The organism is Geothrix fuzhouensis (genome assembly GCF_024609325.1).
GTDB classification, from domain to species: Bacteria; Acidobacteriota; Holophagae; order Holophagales; family Holophagaceae; genus Geothrix; species Geothrix fuzhouensis.
Genome location: NZ_JANHMQ010000001.1, coordinates 446,557 through 468,759 on the forward strand (window position 1 = coordinate 446,557; position 22,203 = coordinate 468,759).

Annotated in this window: 20 protein-coding genes and 1 other RNA gene; 14 read left to right on the top strand and 7 right to left on the bottom strand. The window is 64.1% G+C overall.

Annotation, left to right across the window (positions count from 1 at the left end; translation table 11 throughout):
• The first annotated feature begins 136 nt into the window (after positions 1-136).
• The 4 genes from NOV74_RS02065 (at position 137) to NOV74_RS15425 (ending at position 2,204) form a co-directional block, all read left to right on the top strand.
• The gene (locus NOV74_RS02065) at positions 137-958 is read left to right on the top strand and encodes a type I restriction enzyme HsdR N-terminal domain-containing protein (RefSeq protein WP_257308815.1); all 822 of its coding nucleotides are present in this window, start codon (positions 137-139) and stop codon (positions 956-958) included.
• Positions 959-1,138: 180 nt separating this feature from the next.
• Positions 1,139-1,489: a DUF2200 domain-containing protein gene (locus NOV74_RS02070; protein WP_257308817.1), complete on the top strand. Its 351-nt coding sequence runs from the start codon at positions 1,139-1,141 to the stop codon at positions 1,487-1,489.
• Positions 1,490-1,507: 18 nt separating this feature from the next.
• Positions 1,508-1,930 carry a PaaI family thioesterase gene (locus tag NOV74_RS02075; protein ID WP_371748416.1) on the top strand — a complete coding sequence of 141 codons (423 nt, stop codon included), beginning with the start codon at positions 1,508-1,510 and terminating at the stop codon, positions 1,928-1,930.
• Between the two features lie 31 nt (positions 1,931-1,961).
• Positions 1,962-2,204 (top strand): cysteine-rich CWC family protein, encoded by a 243-nt coding sequence (locus tag NOV74_RS15425; protein WP_371748403.1) that lies wholly within the window; start codon positions 1,962-1,964, stop codon positions 2,202-2,204.
• 122 nt (positions 2,205-2,326) lie between these two features.
• On the opposite strand, the gene NOV74_RS02080 is transcribed toward NOV74_RS15425, so the two are convergent.
• Entirely contained in the window at positions 2,327-3,475 is a 1,149-nt protein-coding gene (locus tag NOV74_RS02080; protein ID WP_257308821.1) for a M29 family metallopeptidase, read from the bottom strand.
• Between the two features lie 55 nt (positions 3,476-3,530).
• On the opposite strand from NOV74_RS02080, the gene mtgA reads away from it, so the two are divergent.
• Entirely contained in the window at positions 3,531-4,259 is a 729-nt protein-coding gene (mtgA, locus tag NOV74_RS02085) for a monofunctional biosynthetic peptidoglycan transglycosylase (RefSeq protein WP_257308822.1), read from the top strand.
• Positions 4,260-4,266: 7 nt separating this feature from the next.
• Here the strand turns inward: mtgA and NOV74_RS02090 are convergent, their stop codons facing one another.
• Complete coding sequence (locus NOV74_RS02090; protein ID WP_257308824.1) at positions 4,267-7,317, bottom strand: ligand-binding sensor domain-containing diguanylate cyclase; 3,051 nt, start codon at positions 7,315-7,317, stop codon at positions 4,267-4,269.
• A 178-nt stretch (positions 7,318-7,495) separates the two neighbouring features.
• Here NOV74_RS02090 and NOV74_RS02095 point away from each other — a divergent pair, with 178 nt between their 5' ends.
• The 7 genes from NOV74_RS02095 (at position 7,496) to NOV74_RS02125 (ending at position 11,829) form a co-directional block, all read left to right on the top strand.
• Entirely contained in the window at positions 7,496-8,485 is a 990-nt protein-coding gene (locus NOV74_RS02095; protein WP_257308825.1) for a malate dehydrogenase, read from the top strand.
• 117 nt (positions 8,486-8,602) lie between these two features.
• Positions 8,603-8,821, top strand: a complete 219-nt coding sequence (locus NOV74_RS02100) for a hypothetical protein (RefSeq protein WP_257308827.1) — start codon at positions 8,603-8,605, stop codon at positions 8,819-8,821.
• A 62-nt stretch (positions 8,822-8,883) separates the two neighbouring features.
• Positions 8,884-9,153: a MoaD/ThiS family protein gene (locus NOV74_RS02105; protein ID WP_257303889.1), complete on the top strand. Its 270-nt coding sequence runs from the start codon at positions 8,884-8,886 to the stop codon at positions 9,151-9,153.
• Positions 9,154-9,155: 2 nt separating this feature from the next.
• Positions 9,156-10,265, top strand: coding sequence for a sialidase family protein (locus NOV74_RS02110; protein WP_257308829.1), 1,110 nt, complete (start codon positions 9,156-9,158; stop codon positions 10,263-10,265).
• A gap of 65 nt (positions 10,266-10,330) precedes the next feature.
• Positions 10,331-10,588 (top strand): hypothetical protein, encoded by a 258-nt coding sequence (locus NOV74_RS02115; RefSeq protein ID WP_257308830.1) that lies wholly within the window; start codon positions 10,331-10,333, stop codon positions 10,586-10,588.
• Positions 10,589-10,639: 51 nt separating this feature from the next.
• Positions 10,640-11,389, top strand: a complete 750-nt coding sequence (nudC, locus tag NOV74_RS02120; protein ID WP_257308832.1) for an NAD(+) diphosphatase — start codon at positions 10,640-10,642, stop codon at positions 11,387-11,389.
• Positions 11,390-11,535: 146 nt separating this feature from the next.
• The gene (locus NOV74_RS02125; protein WP_257308835.1) at positions 11,536-11,829 is read left to right on the top strand and encodes a hypothetical protein; all 294 of its coding nucleotides are present in this window, start codon (positions 11,536-11,538) and stop codon (positions 11,827-11,829) included.
• Here the strand turns inward: NOV74_RS02125 and NOV74_RS02130 are convergent.
• Entirely contained in the window at positions 11,819-15,259 is a 3,441-nt protein-coding gene (locus NOV74_RS02130) for a serine/threonine-protein kinase (RefSeq protein WP_257308837.1), read from the bottom strand. The genes NOV74_RS02125 and NOV74_RS02130 overlap by 11 nt on opposite strands.
• A 218-nt stretch (positions 15,260-15,477) precedes the next feature.
• Between NOV74_RS02130 and NOV74_RS02135 the strand changes: the two genes are divergently transcribed.
• The gene (locus NOV74_RS02135) at positions 15,478-15,681 is read left to right on the top strand and encodes a hypothetical protein (protein ID WP_257308839.1); all 204 of its coding nucleotides are present in this window, start codon (positions 15,478-15,480) and stop codon (positions 15,679-15,681) included.
• Between the two features lie 75 nt (positions 15,682-15,756).
• Here the strand turns inward: NOV74_RS02135 and NOV74_RS02140 are convergent, their stop codons facing one another.
• The 3 genes from NOV74_RS02140 to NOV74_RS02150 are packed head-to-tail and all read right to left on the bottom strand — an operon-like array spanning position 15,757 to position 20,435.
• Entirely contained in the window at positions 15,757-16,227 is a 471-nt protein-coding gene (locus NOV74_RS02140) for a hypothetical protein (RefSeq protein ID WP_257308841.1), read from the bottom strand.
• Positions 16,227-17,030, bottom strand: a complete 804-nt coding sequence (locus tag NOV74_RS02145) for a hypothetical protein (RefSeq protein ID WP_257308843.1) — start codon at positions 17,028-17,030, stop codon at positions 16,227-16,229. Before NOV74_RS02145 ends, NOV74_RS02140 begins: the two co-directional genes overlap by 1 nt.
• A gap of 15 nt (positions 17,031-17,045) precedes the next feature.
• On the bottom strand, positions 17,046-20,435 hold the full coding sequence (locus NOV74_RS02150) for an adenosylcobalamin-dependent ribonucleoside-diphosphate reductase (protein WP_257308844.1): 3,390 nt from the start codon (positions 20,433-20,435) through the stop codon (positions 17,046-17,048).
• Positions 20,436-20,723: 288 nt separating this feature from the next.
• On the opposite strand from NOV74_RS02150, the gene ffs reads away from it, so the two are divergent.
• Positions 20,724-20,819: signal recognition particle sRNA small type (gene ffs, locus NOV74_RS02155), an RNA gene on the top strand.
• Positions 20,820-21,202: 383 nt separating this feature from the next.
• Here the strand turns inward: ffs and NOV74_RS02160 are convergent.
• A complete protein-coding gene (locus NOV74_RS02160; protein WP_257308845.1) occupies positions 21,203-22,075 on the bottom strand; it encodes a TIGR02757 family protein in 873 nt (290 codons plus the stop codon).
• Positions 22,076-22,203: the final 128 nt, after the last annotated feature.

The window sequence follows — 22,203 nt, forward strand, 5'->3', positions numbered from 1 at the left end:
AAGGTGCCAAGAAAAGACAGTGCAAGCTGCTGATGGACGAGGAAGGACGGTGGTGGGAAAGTGGTCCCATTACCGTCTTCTTCGTTCATATGCGTCTAAAGGTAGTTAAGCTCCTACCGGTCAACCAGGAAAAGTAATGACGACCAACAGCGATTTCACTCAGATTGCTAAATCCATCCGATTGGATGTTGAGGAATCGACCAGGGGCGCCAAGCGAATGCGCCTCAAGTCATTGCTTGCCAAATTTGGGCACATCAAGCGCTCAGACAACAACACCGCAGAAATCACACGACTGCTTTCGTCGGAGGGGCTCTGCATGAATCCACCGATAGTTCGCTTCGGCGAAAGTTGGGACATTAGCATCGACACCTGGATCTACTTGTCGTGTGAAACTCCTGTTGAAACCACGCCATCACCCACTTTGCCCACATGGAATGCTGATGGCTGGTTCGACAAGATTGCCCAAATGGATCTCCGTACCGAAAAGGAAGTGGAGATAAAGTTTATTGTTCCTCTCCTGCATCGCCTTGGCTACACAGATGACGATCGCTACGACGGAATGCCTATACCGGCTGCTCATGGGTCAAGAGATACAACACTTGTGATTGATTTTGCATTATTTAATGTATCAAACAGTGACCTTCTGAACCAACCTATACTCACCGTTGAGGCAAAACGAGAAGGTCGCCTTTCAAGGCAACGCGAACTTTTATCTGCGCACAATCAGGCCAAAAGCTATTGCTTGTGGACACAGTGTGACTTCTTCATGGTCACGGATAGCCGCACTATCCAGGTTTTCCATATCGCTCGGGGCAAACTTGGCGAACTGTCCCCCATTTTCTCTTCTGAGCGCAGCGAATTGCTCCATCGGTTCAGCGAACTTTACTCGGTCGCATCTAAAGAAGCATTAACTAATTATTATCTTAAAAAACTTGCTACCACCGAAGAGGCATATTAATGGGATGCCATCTACGAGCCTAGCCCTCCGTTCAACTCGGACCCCGCCTGCATCGCCTTCTGCTCTCTCTTTACTCTCAGCATTTCGCTATCCCGGCTCCGTTCATCGCCTCGATGCAGGTACGGGCGGATTGCTTCATTCGCCAGGCATCCCTGAACAATCAAGCCAAGAGACATCACCATGACCACACGCGACATCTCCAAGCTGCTTTTCACGACCGTCTATCCGCTGTACGTGCAAAAGGCCGAGCGCAAGCATCGGACGCGGGAGGAGGTGGACACCATCATCTGCTGGTTGACGGGCTACAGTCGCGATCAGCTCCGGCACCACACGGTGGTCAACATCGATTTCCAGAGCTTCTTTGACCTGGCGCCGGCGATCCACCCAAACAGTTCTCAAATCAAAGGCGTCGTTTGTGGCATTCGCGTCGAGGACATTCAAGATCCCATCACGCAGAAGATTAGATACCTCGACAAGCTCATGGATGAACTCGCCAAGGGCAAATCCATGGACAAGATTCTGCGCCAGTGAATGGTCACGCCCATGCCGATGAATCGCCTCCAAGAGCGCATCACCACCAGCTTCCAGGCCCAGGGCCTGATGGCGACCCTCGGGGCGGAGCTGGCCCTGGTGGCGGAGGGGGAAGTCCACATCGCACTGCCCTTCTCGGAGCGGCTGTCACAGCAGCACGGGTATATGCATGCGGGCGCCATCACGAGCATCCTCGACAGCGCCTGCGGGTACGCGGCCCTGACGATGGCGCCGCCGGGCTGCGAGGTCGTCACCGCCGAGTTCAAGATCAACCTGCTGCGGCCTGCCCTCGGCGACCGCTTCCTGGCCATCGGACGGGTCCAGAACGCGGGCCGCTCCCTCACGGTCTGCACGGGCGAGGTCCAGGCCTTCTCCGGGACTGAGTCCGTCCCCAAGGTGGTCGCGCTCATGCAGGCCACCATCGCCACCATCCGCCCGTGACGGCGCGGCCTCTGATCCCCTCAGGTTTCCCATGCCCATCGACTACCAGAGCCTGACCGCCGCCCAGAGACAGGCCTGCCCACTCTGCGGCGGGCCGAACGGGTGCGTGCCCTCCGCCTGCGGTCGCACGGATGTGCCTTGCTGGTGCACCACCGTCACCTTCAATCCGGCCTCGCTGGCCCTGATCCCGGAGCACCTGCGAAACCTGGTTTGCCTGTGCCGCCGCTGCGCCGAGGCGCCTCCGACTGAGGCTGGGGTAGGCACAAAAAGCTAAAGATCACCACCAAGGCACCAAGACACCAGGAACTGCAGAAGCATTTCTTTTCGCTTTTCTTGGTGCCTTGGTGTCTTGGTGGTAAATCAGTTTCTTGTTTCGAGATTTAAGATCCACTGGGATCAGAATCCCACAGTGTAGACCCCGTCCCGCATGAGCGGCACGGTCGCCCCGTCGGCCATGGTGAGGTCTACGGCCATCACCTTCACCTCGGGCTGGGTCTCGGGGACGTAGACGCGGTCAATGTGGATGACAGCTTCGGGGCCACTGAAATCTTTCGGTCCCACTTGGCCGCCGAAATGGTCGCTGCGGCCGAAGGCGAGGTGGAGGCCCAGCTTCTCGTCGAGGAGGATCTCGCCGATAGGCTTGATGCCGAAGGCGGACAGCACGCCCAGACCCAACTCGGCGAGGTTGCCGTAGGCGGGTTCCCTGGTCAGAAGTGCTGCTTCTTCACGCGACTTGGGGCCTTCGCTGATCACGCCCAGCGCCTTATTGTTTTGGATGCGATAGCGCACAGTCTCGGCGCCGAACTGCACGGGCATGATGCCTGCGGTGCGGCTGGGATCGCCCGGCAGCTCGCCCTCGTAGGGCACGATGTAGGCCTCGCCGGAGGGCAGGTTGCCCGCCACGCCGGGTTGGGGCAGCAGGCCGCCAGAGGCGTGGCCCGTGCGGTGGCGCAGGTCCACATGCAGGTCGCAGGGGCCTGCGGGGGTGCCGAACCGGAAGGCCGCGCTCTCGGCCCGGTCCAGCAGGTCCTTCAGGAGGTTCACGCGGCGGTTCACCTCAGTGTAGTCCAGGCGCAGGGCGGGGATCATGTCCTCGCGGAAGCCGGGCATGGTGGCGGCGCGGATGGGGTGGGTCTTGGCGGCCAGCTTGAGGGGCGCCGTGGCCGAGAACTTCGTGAGGGCGATGAGGATGGGGTGACTGGCGTACAGGTTGGCGAAGCTCACGGAGGCTGCGGGATCCAGCGAGTCGGCGGAGGGCAGGGGGCCGCCGGCGTGGATCCAGGCGCGCTCGGGCAGATCCCCGTTGTTGGTGTGGACGTTGGGGTAGATCACCAGGCGGGTCGCCAGGCCCAGCTCCCCTTGGTGGGCGTTCAGCTCATCGGCCCAGGCCTGGGCGATGGCGCGGCGGGCGGCCCAGTTGGGGTCGTCAGGCACCTTGACGTCCGGCAGATCCACCAGGATCGCCAGGGCCGTCTCCTCCGGCCGGGGCTGGAACACCCGCTGCACCAGCGCCACCAGTTCGGGTCCCGTCAGGGCTTCGCTCATGCCGTCCTCCGCCTGCGAGGATGCCACAGGGCGGCGGGGCTGGCATCCTGGAGGGATGGCAAAGAAGAAGCGTGGTTGGGGTAGACGGATCCTGGTGGTCCTGAGTTGGATGGTGGGCCTGTTCCTGGGGCTCAGCCTGGCACTGGTGCTGGTGTTCCGCTGGGTGCCGGTGCCGGTATCGGCCCTCATGGTGCAACGCCGGGTGGAATCCTGGTCCAGCGACAAGCGCTACACCTCGCACCACACCTGGGTGCCATTGGAGGACATCTCGCCCAGCCTGGGCGCGGCGGTGATTGCCGCCGAGGACCAGAACTTCCCGGACCACTTCGGCTTCGACTGGGACGCCATCGAGAAGGCCATCCAGCACAACGAGCACAGCCGCAAGAAGCGTGGCGCCTCCACGGTGTCCCAGCAGACCGCCAAGAACCTCTTCCTCTGGAACACCCGCTCCTGGGCGCGGAAGGGGGCGGAGGCCTGGTTCACGCTGATGATCGAGGTGGGTTGGTCCAAGAAGCGGATCCTGGAGGTCTACCTGAACATCGTGGAGTTCGGGGACGGCGTCTATGGCGCCGAAGCAGCTGCCCGCACCTACTTCGGGAAGCCCGCCAAGCGCCTGACGCCGGCCGAGGCCGCCCTGCTGGCGGCCGTACTGCCCAACCCCCGCAAGTTTCGCGCGAACGCCCCCAGCTACTACATCCGGGGCCGCCAGGCGTGGATCCTGAACCAGATGCGCCAGCTCGGCGGCGAGCAGATGGTGAAGGAGATGGAGGCGAAAGCCTTCTAGCGGCGCCTCAGTGCCAGACCAGGTCCCCTTCCCGGGGGCTATGGCGTAGCTCCACGGTGCCTGCCTGGGCGCAGAGGGCGGGGCCTTGGTCGAAGCGCTTGGCCAGGCCGGCCGGCTGGCCTGGCCGGGCCGCCACGCCCACCCATCCGTCGCGGCCGGAGCGCTTGGCGGCGTAGAGGCAGCGATCCGCCACGCGCACCTGGTCCTCCCAGGAGGCGGCCTCCAGGTGGTCTGCCTGGAAGGGGAAGAGCGAGAAGCCGATGGAGCAGGTTATGGTCACGGGTTGCGGCAGGCCCAGGTCGAAGACGTGTTCCCGCAGAGCCTGATGGAGGCGCGCCACCACGGTGGCGGCACCGTCGAGATCGGAAGTGTGGCCCACGAAGAGTATTTCTTCGCCGCCCCAGCGGATGAGAAAGTCGGACTCGCGGGCCTCCCGCCGGAGGATGTCCGCCACCTGCTTCAGGGCCAGATCCCCAGCGGCGTGGCTGTAGGTGTCATTCACGCGCTTGAAGTGGTCGAGGTCGAGCATGGCGAAGACAAGGCAGGATTCGCTGGAGTGGTGGTCCGTGCCCAGGTGGTCGCGCTGGGCGCGCAGGACCAGCGCGAGGACGGGCGGCAGTTCATCCTCAAGGTAGCGGCGGTTTCGCAGGCCCGTGAGGGGATCCGTGGTGGAGATGGTCGCGAGCGCCAGGTTGCTCAATTCCAGCGCTTCCGTGCGCTGGTAGACGAGCACCTTCAGTTCTTCGTTGCGCTTTTCCAGGAGGCGGACCCGCCAGCGGAAGACGGCCAGCCCAGCACAAACGGCCAGACCGGCCCAGACGGGCCAGGCCCACCAGCGCAGCCACCATGGGTGCAGGATTCGGAAGGCCGCCGAGGCCACCGGTCCCGCGCCGCCGTCTTCGATGAGGGCGCGGACCTCCAGGCGGTAGTGCCCCGGTGACAGGGCTGAGTAGCGAAGATCCCGAGAAGGAATGTCCACCCAACCTTCCTCAAGGCCCGTCAGGCGAGACTGGAAGCGGAGCCGACCCTCATGCTCGAACGTCAGGGACGTGAATTGGGCCGTCAGGGTGTTGTCCCGGGAGGGCACGGCACCCAGATCCAAGGGGCCCGCGAAGGGATGTTCCCAGACCCGCGAGCCCAGCCGGAAAGAGATGAACAGGGTTCCTGGAAGGATCCGGGCCTGGAGTCCCTGCTCCGGGGGATGGTGGAGGAGGCCCGCGGTGGATCCGAACCAGACGCCGCCATCCGCGTCCACCCAGGTGGAGAAGGGGTTGCAGTCGGTGCTGGTCAGCCCGTCTTCCCGCCGGAAGAGCCGGTGCTCCTCGCCCTTCATGCACTGGACGCCCTGTGGCCCACCCACCCACAGACGACCTGCGGAATCCACTGCGAGGCTGTAAACCGAATCGCTGGCAAGGCCATCCTTGCGGTTCCAATGCCGCACCACCTTGGGAGCCTCGCCCCGCAGGTCCACGAGCGAGAGGCCCATAGGCTCGTGGTAGGCCACCCAGGCAGTGCCGTCAGGCAGGGCGGCCAGAGCCGCGAGGGGAGCAGGGCGGAGGCCGATCTCCCGGCCCCAGAGGCGCCAGCCTTCCTGGTCCAGGCGAGCCAAGCCCAGTTGCGTGGCGGCCCACAGGCGGCCCTGGGCATCTTCGTGCAGCGCTGTGACGGCTTCGATGGCTGCAATCCCAGGAAGCTCAGCCCGATGGAACTTGGCGTGTCCCGTGGGATTGGAGACCTGCCACAACCCGTCGTGGGTGGTACCCACCCATAGATTGCCCTGGCGATCAAAGGCCAGAACCACCGGCATCGCCAGCCTTCTGGAAGGGGGCAGCGGGAGGCGGGTCAGCCGGGAACGATCCGGGCTGATGCGGATCAGGAAGGTCTGCTCGCCCGCCCCCCAGATGGAGCCGTCGGGACCTTCCTTCAGCGCGCAAAGCACCATGCCCGCAGCAAGGGGGAAGGCTTCGGGGCCCTTGGCCCCCAGGCGTGCGAGGCCACCGCTCGTGGCGATCCAAAGCACGCCGGCTTGGTCCCGGAGCAGGCCCAAGGTGTTATCTGCCGGAAGGCCATCCTGCCGAGTGAAGTTCTCCCAGGTACCCCGACCCTGGAGCCGGTGCAGGCCCAGGCTGGCCACCCAGAGATTACCGGCGCGGTCGACGAAAGCCTGATTGGCCCAGCCCGTGGGCAGGCCTCGGCTCTCGTCGAGGACCCTCCAGGCCCCGTCCGTGAAATGGATCAGTCCTTTGGCTGTGGGGACGAACACGCCGCCCTCACCATCGGGGCTGAGGGATTCCTCATAGAAACTCACGCCTAGGGGCGGTAGTCCCAGGGCCGGAAGGCCCAGGCGCGTTCCGTTGGACGAGAGCACACGAAGGTGACTGGGCGTGCGCACCCAGAGTGTGCCGGATGGGGCCATCAGCAGGGCCTTCACGGGTTCTGCCGGCACCCCTTCGCGGGCCGCCCAGGTGCGCCAGCTGCCGTCTCCACCAAGGTGGCGGAGGACCGAGGCGCCCCCCACCCAAAGCGCATCGCCATCCAGGGCCAGGGCATAGGCTGGGCCGCCGGGCCAACCCTGGACGGGAATGAAGTGGGGGCCGCCATTGACACTCTGGAACAGGCCGGATTCGGTCGCGACCCAGACCCGGCCGCCGGCATCCCGGAGGATCTGGTGGATCTGGGCCGAGACCAAGGGGTCGCCGGGATCCAAGGTCTGGACCCGGCCATCTCGCAGCAGGCAGAGCCCGGCCCGGGTGCCAATCCAGAGGCTGCCGTCGGGGTTGGGGGCAAAGGCCCGTACCCAGGCGGAAGGCAGGCCCTCCGGCAGGCTCCATAGCCGGAAGCTGGTGCCGTCGAAGCGGTACGCGCCACCCTCGGTCCCCACCCACAAGAAACCCTCCGCATCCTGAGTCATGGTGGTGAGGCTGGTGTGCTCCAGGCCTTCGGAGGAGCCATAGTCGCGGAAGACCATGCGCCCAGAGTTGGGGATGCCCGCAGCCGTGCCCCCCAGCGCGAGGCTGGCCAGCAGGAGGGTTCGGGCAAAGCGGAGCAGGGTGCGCATGGATAGGTCTGATTCCATCTTATCGAACGAAAAACAACGGAACTTTCCTATTGGCATGAAGAGTATGAATCCTTCCAGGGGGCTGAAGGGAAGAGGGATCAAAATCACGGATTCCTGACCCGTCGGTTTTCTGTTCAGCCGAACGGTATAGAATGGGCCATCTTCCAGGAGGATCCCCATGAAGTCCCCCGTTCGTGTGGCCGTCACCGGTGCTGCCGGTCAGATCGGATACAGCATTCTTTTCCGCATTGCCAGTGGCGCGATGCTTGGTGAAGACCAGCCGGTGATCCTGCAGCTTCTGGAGATCACACCTGCCCTGAAGGCGTTGAACGGCGTGGTGATGGAGCTGAAGGATTGCGCCTTCCCCCTGTTGGCCGGCGTAACCACTTCCGATGATCCCAAGGTCGCCTTCAAGGATGCGGACTACGTCCTGCTGGTGGGCGCCCTGCCGCGCAAAGCCGGCATGGAGCGGAGCGACCTGCTGAACGCCAATGGCGGCATCTTCAAACCCCAGGGCGAGGCTCTGAGCGAGGTGGCCAGCCGCAACGTGAAGGTGCTGGTGGTGGGCAACCCTGCCAACACCAACGCCCTGATCGCGCTCTCCAACGCGCCCAAGCTGAAGCCCAGCCAGTTCCACGCCATGGTGCGCCTGGACCACAACCGCGCCATCTCCCAGCTGGCGGAAAAGACGGGCAAGCCCGTCACCGCCATCCAGAAGATGACCATCTGGGGCAACCACAGCACCACCCAGTTCCCCGACCTCTACCACGCCACCGTGGACGGCAAGAACGCCTACGAGCTGGTGAATGACCACGCCTGGTACGAGACCACCTTCATCCCCACCGTGGCCAAGCGCGGCGCGGCGATCATCGAGGCCCGCGGGCTCAGCAGCGCCGCCAGCGCCGCCAACGCCGCAATCGCCCACATGCGTTCCTGGGCGCTGGGCACCCCCGAGGGCGACTGGACCAGCATGGCCTTCCCCTCTGACGGCAGCTACGGCGTGCCTGAGGGCCTGGTCTATGGCTTCCCCGTCACCGTGAAGAACGGCCAGGTGGAGATCGTGAAGGGCCTGGAGATCAACGCCTTTAGCCGCGCCAAGATGGACGCCACCGCCAAGGAACTCGAAGAAGAGCGCCAGGCTGTGAAGGATCTGGGCCTGGTCAAGTAGGAAACCCCTTCAGTGGGGAAACCAAGCGGAAGCGCAGGGGGAGCGATCCCCCTGCGCTTTTTTACAATGGCAGGGCGGGGTCCGGAACCTATGCTTGGCTTGAGCCGGAGGTGGACCATGATCGTAGAGGTCGAACGGCGCAAGAAAGCCTGGAGCCGCATCGTCGGGGTGGAACGCCGAGCCGCGCCCCTGCACGATCTGGCCGGACATCCCCTCCCTGATCCGACGAAGCTGGAGGACGAAGAATTCCTCGCTGCCCAGGCGGAACTCGAGGCTGCCAAGAAGAAAGCTCAAGAACACCTGGACCGGTGGGACGATCCCGACCGCTTCGACTGATGTTTGTCTGTCTTGACAGGTAGGGCGACGGTGGAGGAAAGTGGCGGGGCCTTGAGGCCCGCATGTCCCGAGTCGCATTCACAACTAACCTCCAGCGCCACGTGGCCTGCCCGCCCTGCACCGTGGCGGGCGCCACCGTGCAGGAGAGCCTGGAGGCGGCCTTCGCCCTGTACCCGAAGCTGCGGGGCTACGTGCTGGACGAGCATGGCGCCCTGAGGTTCCACATGGCCGTCTTCGTGGACGGCACCCCCATCGCCGATCGCCGGGGGCTCAGCGATCCGGTGTCCGCCGCCAGCGAGATCTACGTCATGCAGGCCCTGTCCGGAGGTTGATGATGTCCGACCAGCTGCTCGTCTCCACCCGCAAGGGGCTCTTCTCCGCCCACCGCACGGCCCGCGGCGTCTGGGACCTCGACTCGGTGTCCTTCCTGGGGGACAACGTCTCCCTGGCCATGCAGGATCCCCGCGACGGCGCCTGGTACGCGGCCCTGGACCACGGTCACTTCGGCGCCAAGCTGCACCGCTCGAAGGATCGCGGGGCCACCTGGGAGGAGATCGGCGTGCCCGCCTATCCCACGCCGCCCGAGGGGCATGTGGAGAAGGACTTCCTCGGCCGCGAGATCCCCTGGCGCCTCATGCGCTTCTGGTGCCTGACGCCGGGCCTCGCGTCGCAGCCGGGCCTGCTCTGGGCGGGCACGCTGCCCGGGGGCCTCTTCTGGAGCGAGGACAGCGGCGCCACCTGGACCATGGTGGAAGCCCTCTGGAACATGCCGGAGCGCCGCAAGTGGGCCGGGGGTGGTGCCGATGTGCCCGGCATCCACTCCGTCTGCGTGGATCCCCGGGATGGGAACCGCGTGGTGGTGGCCGTCTCCAGCGGCGGCGTGTGGCACACGCAGGATTGCGGAAAGACCTGGACGGCCCACACCAAGGGCATGCGGGCCGACTACGCGCCTCCGGAACTGGTGGAGGCACCGGAATCCCAGGATCCGCACCGCATGGTGCAGTGCCCCGCCGCGCCGGATATCTGGTGGATCCAACACCACAACGGCATCTTCCGCAGCACGGACGACGCCATGAGCTGGACGGAGATCAAGGACGTGAAGCCCTCCGTCTTCGGCTTCCCCGTGGTGGTGCATCCGAAGGATCCGGACACCGCATGGTTCGTGCCCGCCATCAAGGACGAGCGCCGTATTCCTGCGGAAGGCAAGGTGGTGGTGAACCGCACCCGAGATGGGGGCCGCACCTTCGAAACCCTGCACAGGGGTCTGCCGCAGAGCTGGGCCTACGACCTGGTGTACCGCCACGCGCTGGATCTGGACGCCACCGGCGAGCGCCTGGCCTTCGGCTCTACCACAGGTTCGGTGTGGGTCAGCGAGAACGCCGGCGAGGACTGGCTCACCCTCGCCGAACACCTGCCGCCCGTGCATGCGGTGCTCTTTGTGTAGAACCCGGTAGGATGAAGGTTCGGCGCGGCGGACCCGCCGTCCCTTTCCAAGTCTCCGGAGGCTTCATGAACCGTATGGCCCGCACCCTGGCAGCGCTGCTGTTTGGCAGCACCCTCCTGATGGCCCAGCTCCCCAATCCCCTGGGCCTACCCGATCCCCTGGGCCTCTCCAAGAAGCCCGCCCCGGCGCCGGCACCGCGCCGGGATGGCCGCCGCGTGGAACAGCGACCCTCCCGCGAACGCCGCGACCACGGCAAGCACAAGGGCCAGGAGAAGCATGAGGGCCGGGAAGGTGGCGACCACAAGGGGCATGGCAAGCACTAAGGCCTGGTTGCGACCGGGACGCCTGGACTGGCCGCCTGGAGGGGATGAACCGTGAGTGAGCTGCGGATCATCTTCCAGGGGGACCGGTTGTGGCTTCCCCTGGGGGCGGTGCCTCTGGAAGTCGAGGCGGAGCTTTCCTTGCGCCTGGCCGAAGGACATTTGGCGCTGAAGGTGGCCGGGGATCACCCGGTGCCCGAAGGGGTGGAAGCCCTGGGCCTCCGTGACGCCTTCCCTCACCTGAACCCGGCGGACTGGGCCCGGGCGGGCCGCGCGTACCAGTGGCTGGAGTGGGCGGCGGGACATCGTTTCTGCGGCAGCTGCGCCACAGCCCTTGAGCCCTGCGCAGGGCCAGAGGCCGGCCATGGCCGCCGCTGCCCCGCCTGCGGGCGGACAGTCTTTCCCTCGAACGCCACGGCCATCATCGTGCTCATCCAGCGCGGGGCAGGGGTGAACCGGGAGCTGGCCCTGGCGCGCTCGCCCCACTTCAAGCCCGGCGTGTACAGCGCCATCGCGGGCTTCACGGAACCCGGGGAGTCCCTGGAGCACGCGGTGCATCGGGAAGTGGCCGAAGAACTGGGCATCCGCGTCCACAACCTGCGCTACTTCGGGAGCCAGCCCTGGCCCTTTCCCAACGGGCTCATGGTGGCCTTCCTGGCCGACCACCTCGCGGGCGAGCTGCAGCCCGATCCCACCGAACTGGAGGACGCCCGCTGGTTCCGTCTCGATGAGCTGCCGCAGCTGCCCAGCTCCCTCAGCATCGCGCGGTGGATGCTGGACGCGGCGCTCGATGAAAGCGGCTGAATCCGGGACTTGCGGCGGGACACCTGGCCGAAAAACATTCGAATTTTTCCACGAGAGGCCTAAGCTGGGCGGTGCTCTTGAAAAGCCGACGTCAGGACACAGGTGACCTCGGCATCCCCCACCACCCTTCATGATAGGAGGCCACGATGGCCACCAAAATCATGCATGTGAAGTCAGACGGGTTCCTGGATTCGCCACTGTTAGTGAAAAGGAAGGATCACGATACCGTGCACTTCATCCAGGAAGGTGCGACGGCTCCCAGCAAGGTGAGAGTCCCTAAGGATCTTTTCGAAGGTAAGGTGACCCATTGCACCGTGGACCCGAATGCGGACGGCACCCACATCTATTCCGTCGTGGGTAAGGACGGAAGCTATTCAGTGAAGCTTTCCGCCACATCAGAAGCCATGGTCGGCACAGGCACCATCCAGGTCAACGGCTGAGCCTTCGCTCCAACCGCTGAGCCCGTTCCGCCCAGGGCTTCCAGGCCCGGACCAGGTTCTTGTTGAGGGCGAAAGCCTCGCTCAAGTCCTTCAAGGCTGCCCGGGCCTTCGGGCCGCTTTCGCTGGGAGGGAGGCTTTCCGCTTCTTCGAGGAGCAGGCTGCCCCGCAGGGCCAAGGCCTCCCCCCACTGGGGGCGGGCTTTCAAGACGCGTTCCAGCACGGAGCGGCCCTCGGCGAGGCTGGATCCTGGATCTGCCCCCGAGGCCAGCTCCCAGGCCGCGCGGGTCTGGTAGAGGCGAGCCATGGCCAGCAGGGTTGGGTGGGAATCCGGGGTGACCTCCAGGGCCCGCTGGAAGGCCTCGGCGGCCAGGTCGAACGCCTTCCGGTCGGCGCGGCGCTGCTGGGTCTGCCAAGCCGCGGTGGCGGAGCGGAGCTCCCCCAGGTAATGGAGTGAGTCGCGGTCCCGGGCACCCTGGGCCAGAGCCTTGGCCAGGGCCGCTTCACCGGCCTGAAGCTCGCGGGTGGGATCCCTCCCGGCCGGCAGGGCCTGCTCCGCCCGGACTGTCAGGCACCATCCCTGGGTCGCCAGGAGGCCCTTGTGGTCGGGAAGGATCTTCAAGGCCTTGCGAAGCAGGAGGTCCGCCTCCTGAAGGGCCGAGGCGCTGCCGAGATAGCGGCCCTTCCAGATGAGCAGGTAGGTGAGATTCAGATACCCGAAGTCCTGATTCGGAGCCACTTTGATGGCCCGCCGAAAGCAGGCCTGGGCCTGGGTGGTGAGGGCGGACGGATCCTCACCCCGGTCCCACGCCGCCTGGGCCTGGGCCAGGAGCGCGAGCCCCTCGCCATTGTGGAGCTGGGGGATGCCTGCGTTGATCGCGATGCCCTGACGGGTCAGCTCGATCGAGCGGGTCAGCTCCGGCCCAGGGTCCTCGCCCCGGTCCCTGGCGCGGAGGGCCAGAGCATAGCGCACCTGTCCGAGCACGAAGTAGGGGACGAGGTGCTTGGGATTGAGGGTGCGAGCCTGGTCCAGCACCTTCAAGGCCGCCTGCAGGTCACCTTCCGGATGGGCCGCCCGCGGGACCGCCGCCCGCAGTTGGAAACAGGTGCCGAGGTTGATCCAGGCGGGGAGTAGGTGGGGCTCCAGACGCGTGGCCACCTCATAGGCCGCGATGGCCTCGCTGAGCTGGGCGGTGGGATCCCGGCCCTGTTGATCTTCGAATCCTGCCCAGGTCTGGTGGAGCAGGCCCAGGTGGTTCCACACCGTGTAGTCCCGCTTCTCGGAGGCTAAGGATTCGAAGGCTTTCATGCCTTTCATGAGCTGATCGGTCGGGTCCAGGTTCACGCTGGCGCGGGCGTTGCCCCATAGGTAGTAGGCCTTCCCCAGGGCGATCCAGGCGTCGGCGCGGGAGGGGCCGGCCTCGACAGCCTTCCACGCCTGGGCTACACCCTGTTCCGCCAAGTCATCGACTCTCTCCCCACGGTTCATCCGGAAGTCCGCGAGATTGCCCAGAAGCGAGGCCTCCAGGATCAGCGAGGGCACATGATCCGATTGGGCGGCGAGGGCCGTTTGGATGGCGGCCATCCCTCGGGTATAAGCGGGCTCCACCTGGCCCTGGCCGTACTTCTCCATGAACATGACATTGAGTTCCAGCTCGGCCAAGGCGGCATACACCGCTGGTGCGCTGCGCCCTGTGCCGGCGGCGGCGGCCAGGGCTGCCCGGCCCGCTGCGAAATCCTCCTGGGCTGCTTCCCGGGCTCCCCGGTTCCATTGCTTCCAGGCCCGGGCCTGCAGCAGGGAACCCCGGAGCAACGGTGCCTCGTAGAACCAGGGCTGATCCGCCTGGAGGGTCTTCAGCCGATCCAGGGCCTCGTCCAGGCGCCCTTCGTAGAAGGCCATGAGGGCCTCCAGGTAGGCCGGGGACGGCACGTCAGAACCCCTGGCCCGGCGCAGGTAGGTCAGGGCCGGGGCGCGCAGGGTCGATTCAAGGTTCTTTTTCCGGGCCTCCCGCTGATCGGCAGAGGAGATGCGTTCCGCCTCCAGCAGCTTCTCCTGGTACTGGCGGCCGAGGACCACGGCCAAGGCGTAGGCCACGCGTGGTTCGCGGTAGCCGGCGTCCCAGGCCATCTGCAAGTGCTCTCGCGCCTGCTCGGCGTCGTCCAGAGTCCAGTAGCCGCGGCCGAGGGCGTAGTTGCCGGGTCCATTGGCCAGGGAGCCAGCCTGCTGCATGTCGGCCTGGAGCTGCGCCATGTGGGCCCGCACGGCCTGCAGATCGGGCCGGATGTCATGGAGTGGCGCGAGCGCGGAATAGCGGGTCGTGGATTCGATGCGGGCCATGGCTTCGGTGAACTGCTGGGCCAGGCTCTCGCGGCGGCCGGCATCCCGGCGCGTCTTGACGGCGGCGCCCAGGGCCACGAGCACCACTACCAGCGACAGGGCGCCAACGAGGGTGAGCTGCTTGCGCTTCTGGAGCTTGCGCTGAATCCGGTACCAGAGGCCCGTGGACCGGGCGAGGACGGGATCTCCCGCGAGAAACCGGTCCAGGTCGTCGGCGAGGGCCTTGGCCGAATCGTAGCGCTTCGACGGTTCCTTCTCCAGGCACTTGAGGGTGATGGCTTCCAGATCCCTGGGAATGTCCAGGCGGAGGTGTCGCATGGGCAGGACATCCGTCGAGGTGATGGCGCTGAGGATCTCCAGCGTGTTGGCGCCGATGAACGGGGCGCGGCCCGTGGTCACCTGGTAGAGCGTGGCCCCCAGGCCGTAGATGTCCGCGCGGCGATCCACCCGCGACAGGTCGCCGCGGGCCTGCTCCGGCGACATGTAGGCGGGCGTACCCAGCACCGAACCCGTCTCCGTGACGTCCTGGTTCCATTCCTTGGCCAGACCGAAGTCCATCACGAAGGTCCGGAGAGAGCCGTCCTCCGCCCGCTCCACCATGATGTTGGAGGGCTTGAGGTCCCGGTGGATGATGCCGACCCGGTGGGCTTCGTGGACGCCGAGCGCCGCGTCCCGCAGCACGATGACCTTCTGCTCCAGCGACAGCCCGGCGGGGACTGCATCCAGGGGCGTTCCCGGGATGTACTGCATGGTGATGAAAACCTTGCCATCCACCTCGCCCACTTCGAAGACCTTGCACACATGCTCGTGATCCACCCGGGCCTGCGCGCGCGCCTCGACCATGAACCGCTGGAGGTGGGCGTCGCGCTCGATGCGGACGAACTTGATGGCCACCTCGCGACCGAGCTTGCGGTCCCGCGCCAAGAAGACCATCCCCATGCCGCCCTGCCCGAGGAAACGCAGGAACTCGTAGCGGTCCCAGTCCTTGATGGGGAACTCCGGCTCGGGCTTGGCATCGGGGCTGCCCCCCGCGCAGGCAAGGGTCTCCGCCCGGGACAGCTGGGGCTCCACGCGGGGATCGGTGCGGTCATCCATGATCTCGGCTCCCAGACTCGGTGAGCGTTGCGCCAGCCTTACCGGATTCAAGGGGTTCGTGGATCCGGCGAGAGGCTAGCACAGATTCAATGGGAAGGCCGTGAGGATGCTGTTGGGTTGGGTCCTAGTAGGAAAAACATGACTGGGGAAGATTTTGGATTCAGGCTCCGCTACCTGCGGTACTTGGCAGCCAGATCTGGCCCTCCCTTGATGGCCTCATGGTGGCCTTCCTAGCCGACCACCCCGCGGGTGACCTGCGGCCCGATCCCGTCGAAATTGAGGATGCCCGCTGGTTCCACTTCGAGGCCCTGCCGCACCTGCTCAGCGCGCTCAGCATCGCAAGGTGGATGTTGGACGCGGCCGTGGCCGAGGCGCGGAGTCAGGCTTCGATCTGGTTGGCCTACCTCGGGGTCCGAAGCTAAGCCCAGGGAGGCCGGATCATTGGGGTTCGGCATGAACCTCTTAAATCGTTTCTATATTTTATAATTCACAATAATTCAATCAAATTTAATTTTTTGAATAGGAACACCCGAACTTAAATAATCTTTTGCAATGGAAGAAAGATTAATGGGTGCAAACTTTTCAAGTTTCATCGGAAATAAAGATTTGACCAAATTATCGAAATCTTGTTTGTTGAGATTTTGTATTTTTGATAGTGTAAAGTCCATAATGTTTTTCTGCCAATCAATTATAATAAAAGTGGATGGAGATTGTTGAGGGTTGATCTTTATCCGATCTCCATCTTCAAATGAAAATAATTTTGTATACGATTTAATTTTGTCTTGAAAATTTTTAGAATATGCTCCGTCTGTTCCAATTTCCCATTCCAAATTCGAAATAGATGGTTTTTCGGAGAGGGCAGCTCTCCAATCAATTAAAAATAAAATGTTCTGAATTTCCTGTATCGAAAAGGTGGTTCGGTTGAGAGTGTAAGTTATATTATAAATAAGATTACTAATGTCTAACATTAGAACGCTCCTTCCAAGGCGGGCAGGCGTTTAATGCGCAGTTCTTCTTTGAATCCATTTAATAGAGCTGAAAGAGTATTTTTTTCGTTATCGATTAATTGAAAAATATCATCACTATTAAAACCTTGTGGCTTAATACTCTCGATGACTAATACGCCGAGAGAATCCGAATGATCTAGCGATTCTATTCGAACTCCTATTATACTACGACTTTTCATAACAAAATTTCGCGACGTCGTTTCCGGAATGTCGTATTCTGACTCCAATGTTGTGTAATAGGTCGTCCTGTGTGCGTGTGGGTCCGGTAGTCTTGAGCGTTTAAATTCACCCCGTTGATAGGCTCGGCCAATACAGCCTTGATTAAGCGGATAAATAGTTCTACCTTTGTGATTATAATCTCTGTTTTCAGAGTATCTGCCTCGTAGAACGAAACCTTCAGGGGTGAATTGGTAAATACTTATTCTATCGTAATGATCCAACCCTAATTTTTCCCTCGCGATACCCATTAAAATATGACTAATGATTTTATGCGGATCAATTTTTTTATAAATTGCCAATTGTTCGAAAAGTGATTCATTATTATTTTTTAGAGTATCAAAATTTGCATTATTATTGAATTGAATAATTTGTGCAATTAGAAGAACCAAACACCCAATTAGGAGGAGTCGGCCCCTCCAGGTTTGATAAATTAAATGCCAATCACTCAGGCCCAGCCACGCTCCGCAAACAGCGATATCAATCGTCGCAATAATGATAAGTATTGAAGCAATATTTTGTCGTATGAATGAAAGTAGACGCTGCATGACCTAGACCGGCTCCTAGCTGCACCCCGTCGTAGCCCCACACGTCTGGCACTTCATGCAGGCACCGTTGCGGACGAGGGTGAGGTGGCCGCACTCGGGGCAGGGGTCGCCGGTGTAGCCTTTTTCGCGGGCGACCTGGGCGGCGCTGACGACGCGCGCTCCGACGCCCACAGGCTGCAGTACGGGCTGGAGCTCATGCTCGTGGGCGGCAGCGCCGGCGGCGGCCTCGGGGAAGGGAAGGGGCGTGCCTGTGGGCAGGCTGGGCAGGTTGGCGAGGCCGGGGGCCTGGCTGCCGGGATGCAGGCCGGTGGTGGCGTTCACGATCTGATCGGCCTCCACGTGGGCCAGGTCGTAGCGACCCAGGTAGCTGATGGCCAGCTCGCGGAACACGAAGTCGATGAGGCTGGTGCTCAGCTTGATGGTGTCGCTGCCGGAGACCATGCCGCCGGGCTCGAAGCGAGTGAACAGGAAGGCATCGCAGAACTCTTCCAGGGGCACGCCGTGCTGGAGGCCCATGCTCACGGCGATGGCGAAGCAGTTGAGCACCGCGCGGAAGGCGGCGCCTTCCTTGTGGATGTCGAGGAAGATCTCGCCGAGGCTGCCGTCCTCGTATTCACCGGTGCGCAGGTAGAGCTTGGTGCCGCCGATGGTGGCCGCCTGGGTGTAGCCGCCGCGGCGATTGGGCAGGCGCCGGCGGTAGGTGCGCACCAGCTGGTTGGTCAGGGCCTGGGCCAGTACGGGGGTCTTCTCGGCATGGGTGGCCTGGTCGTCCATCAGCGTGTCGGTGCCGTCCAGCAGGTCGAGACTGGTGGACATGGCCTGGCTCATCTTGGAGCCATCGCGGTAGAGGGCCACGGCCTTGAGCATGAGCTGCCAGCTGGCCTCGTAGATGCGGCCGATCTCCTCGACGGTGGCTTCGGCGGGCAGGTTGATGGTCTTGCTGATGGCGCCGCTGAGGAAGGGCTGGGCGGCGCCCATCATGCGCAGGTGGCCCAGGGGGGCGATGTAGCGGCGGCCCGTGCGTCCGCAGCGGTTGGCGCAGTCGAAGATGGGCAGGTGCTCATCCTTGAGGTGGGGCGCGCCCTCCACGGTCATGGTGCCGCTCAAGGCCAGCAGGAAGGTTTCCACCTGCTCGGCGCTGAAGTCCTTCTTCAGGCGCTCGACATCCATGGCGTAGGCGGGATCGAAGGCGGTGGGGAGCTTTTGCTCCACGGCGGCGATCTCCTCCTCGGCCCAGCCCGCGCCCTTGAGCATGCTGCGGGTGATGCCGGGGGTCTCGTCGGTGATCTGGAGCCAGCCCACGACGTGGCGCTCGATCTCCTGGATCTGCGTGGGGGCGTAGCCCAGGCGGGCCAAGGCCTCGGGGATGGCGCGGTTCACCAGCTTGAAGTAGCCGCCACCCGCCAGCTTCTTGAACTTCACCAGGGCGAAGTCGGGCTCGACGCCGGTGGTGTCGCAATCCATGAGGAGGCCGATGGTGCCTGTGGGCGCCAGCACCGTCACCTGGGCGTTGCGGTAGCCCCACTGCTCGCCATAGGTGAGGGCGGTGTCCCAGCTCTCGCGGGCGGCCTCGACGATGCGCTTGGGCACGCCCGTGCCAGTAAGGCCCTGGGGGCGGATGGAGAGCTGTTCGTACTCGGAGCCCGGCGCGTGGTAGGCGGCGCGACGGTGGTTGCGGATGACGCGCAGCATGTGGGCGGCGTTCTTCTGGTAGCCGGGGAAGGGCCCCAGCTCGCGGGCCATCTCGGCGCTGGCGGCGTAGGCGTCGCCGGTGAGGATGGCCGTCAGGGCCGCGCACCACTGGGTGCCTTCGGCGCTGTCGTAGGGAATGCCCATGCGCATGAGCATGGCGCCCAGGTTCGCGTAGCCGAGGCCGAGTGTGCGGAAGTCGTAGCTGCGCTGCGCGATGGCTTCGCTGGGGAACTGCGCCATGAGCACGCTGATCTCAAGCACCACGGTCCAGAGGCGGATGGCGTGGCGGTAGCCCACCAGATCGAAGCCCCCGTCATCGGTGAGGAAGGTGCACAGGTTCAGCGACGCCAGGTTGCAGGCGGTGTCGTCCAGGAACATGTACTCGGAGCAGGGATTGCTCGCGTTGATGAGGCCATCCTCGGGGCAGGTGTGCCAGTCGTTGATGGTGGTGTTGAACTGGATGCCGGGATCGGCGCAGGCCCAGGCGGCGCGGTTCACCTTCTCCCAGAGATCCTTGGCGCGCAGCTTCTTGCTGGTCTTGCCGTCGATGCGGCGCTTCAGCTCCCAGTCGCCGTCGATTTCCATGGCGCGCATGAAGGCGTCCGGCACCCGCACGGAGTTGTTGGAGTTCATGCCGCCCACGGTGAGGTAGCCCTCGCCGTCCCAGGACGTGTCGTAGCCTGCGAGATCCCGGGCGAAATCGCCCTCGGCCAGGCGACCCAGGCACTGGGTGAGGAAGGCCGTGGGTACGCCCTCCCGCTTGGCCCGGGCCAGGGCCTTGCGGAGGGCCTCGTTGGTCTTGGGATCGGCATCCCGGCTGGTGGAGCCTTCCACCGTCTGGCAGACGGCATCCCAGTGGCGACGCAGCATGGCGCTGCCGGCGGCCAGCATGGCGACCTTGCGCTCCTCGGTCACCTTCCAGTCGATGAAGGCTTCGATGTCGGGGTGGTCGAGGTCGAGGCAGACCATCTTGGCGGCGCGGCGCGTGGTGCCGCCGCTCTTGATGGCACCCGCGGCGCGGTCGCCCACGGCCAGAAAACTCATGAGGCCCGAGCTGCGGCCGCCACCGGATAGGGGTTCCTCGGAGCCGCGCACCTTGGAGAAGTTGGTGCCGGTGCCGGAGCCGTATTTGAAGATGCGGGCCTCTCGGGTCCACAGGTCCATGATGCCGCCCTCGTTCACGAGGTCGTCGGCCACGCTCTGGATGAAGCAGGCATGGGGCTGGGGGCGCTCGTAGGCGGAGGTGGACTTCATCATCTCGCCGGTCTTCGGATCCACGTAGCTGTGGCCCTGGGCCGGCCCGGAGATGCCGTAGGCGAAGTGCAGGCCCGTGTTGAACCACTGCGGCGAGTTGGGTGCGCACATCTGGTCGGCGAGCATGTAGGTGAGCTCGTCGTAGAAGGCCTGGCCGTCGTCCGTGGTGTTGAAGTAGCCGTGGGTCTCGCCCCAGTGGCGCCAGCAGCCCGCCAGGCGATTGAACACTTGCCGCGCATCCTTCTCACCGCCGTTCTGGGCATCGATGCCCTTCCGGCGGAAGTACTTCTGGGCCAGGATGTCCACCGCCACCTGGGACCAGGCTTCGGGAACCATCACGTCCTTGGCCTCGAAGACGACCGTGCCATCGAGCTTGGAAATCCGGCTGGTCCTGGGGACGAAGTGGAAACCTTCCAGGGGGTCGTGCCCAGCCTTCGTGAAGTGGCGGGAGATCTTCATGGGTGCTGTCCTGGGTAGGGGGGTGGGGAAGGGCGTTCAAACAGGTAAGATGCTTCCGGCAAGGCACACAAAGCGCTCCCTTACTGGAAGGGGACTTGGGGGGAAACCTCTAGGGGTTGTGCCGGGAGAAAAGGATGGCCCCAACATGTAGGGGTGTCAAGGGCCGCCCACCGGATTTTTCCAGCAATTAAAAACCTCCATGAAATCCGTCACTTCGAGGGCCGGCGCGCCTCCACGCAGGCCCCTTCCGCTGGCGCGACCTACCTCTTCCGGACTACCCTGTACTCAAGCCGGGCCCCATGCATCGGGGTGCGATGAACCGGGTCAGATCGGAAGAAGCAGCCCTAAGTCGTTCCCCCGAGTGCCGTGGTCAGCCCGGCCCCTTTCGGGGCCAAGCTGACCATCGCGCAGCCTGCGCCTTCGGCTTGGCTTTGCGAGTCGGCACTGGCGTACGCTCCCAGTGGGTCCCCGCTTCGCAGAGCCCCCCGGGCTCTGCTCCGCGACCCACTTAGGTCGCGCACATGGTCAGCCCGGCCCCTTTTGGGGGCAGGCTGACCATCGCGCAGCCTGCACCTTCGGCTTGGCTTTGCGAGTCGGCACTGGCGTACGCTCCCAGTGGGTCCCCGCTTCGCAGAGTCCCCTGGGCTCTGCTCCGCGACCCACTTAGGTCGCGCACACGGCAAGCCCGGCCCTAGGTTCCAACTTGGTGCCAAATCAAGGAAAGACAGCACCTCGCATTTCAAAGGGCTGCGCTTGATCGCCTTTACTTATCTCGGAATCCGCGCAGCGGATTTCGAGCCGGCCCGGCAGACCGTGTACAAGGGGCACTCCGCACACGTGCTCCGATGCCGCACGCCGGGGCAGTCGCCGAGGATGCCGAGGTGGCTGAGGGCGAAGTCGTAGCGGAGGGGATCAACGGGATCGAGGCGGCGCAGGGACTCGGTGATCTCAAGGGCCATTTTCCCGTCGGGGGTGGCCCGGTGGCTGAGGCCGATGAAGCGGGAGACGCGGGTCACATGGGTGTCGAGGGGGATGACCAGCTGGTCCACGGGGTAGCGGGTCCAGAGCCCCAGGTCGGGCCAGCCTGGGCGGGCCATCCACCGCAGGAACATCCGCCAGCGCTTGCAGGCGGCCCCTTCGTGGGGATCCGGCAGGGAGAACCGGGAACCGTAGGTGGCCGGGAGCTCCGTCCGGAGGCGCTGAACCACCCGGGAGAGGGCGGCGTCCGCGTTCTCGTCGGGCCCAGGCAGGAGGTGGGATTCGAGGCCGGCGCCGCTTTCTCCATCCAGCCGCTTCCAGGCCAACAGCCACGCCGCGAGATCGGCGGTGGTGTGGAACCGCCAGGCCCAGCCCTCCAGGGCATGGGCCAACGCCTCCCGGATCTCGGTTTCGGAGCGCTCGCGCAGCCAGGCCGAAGGGTTGGTTCCAAGAGGCGCCAGGGCACCGCGTACGGCCCTGATCATGGGATCCACCCGCCCGTAGGCCAGATGGGCCGCCACGAACGCGGTCACCTCCCGGTCCAGGGGCGCCGCGTAGGCCAACGGCACGGAAAGCGGATCCTTCACCAGGGCCTCGGCCGTGTCATAGCGGGTGCAAAGCCCATCCAGGCGGGCCTTCAGCGTAGCGGTCGAGGTCTCCATAGACCTCAGTGTCCCAGGAGCGTCTTGCCCATGACGGCGAAAAAACCGAACCTCGTGTTCAAAATCACTATGTAAGCAAAGGCTCTGCCGGTAACCTAATGAATGGCGGCCCGTGGCCCCTTCTGGAG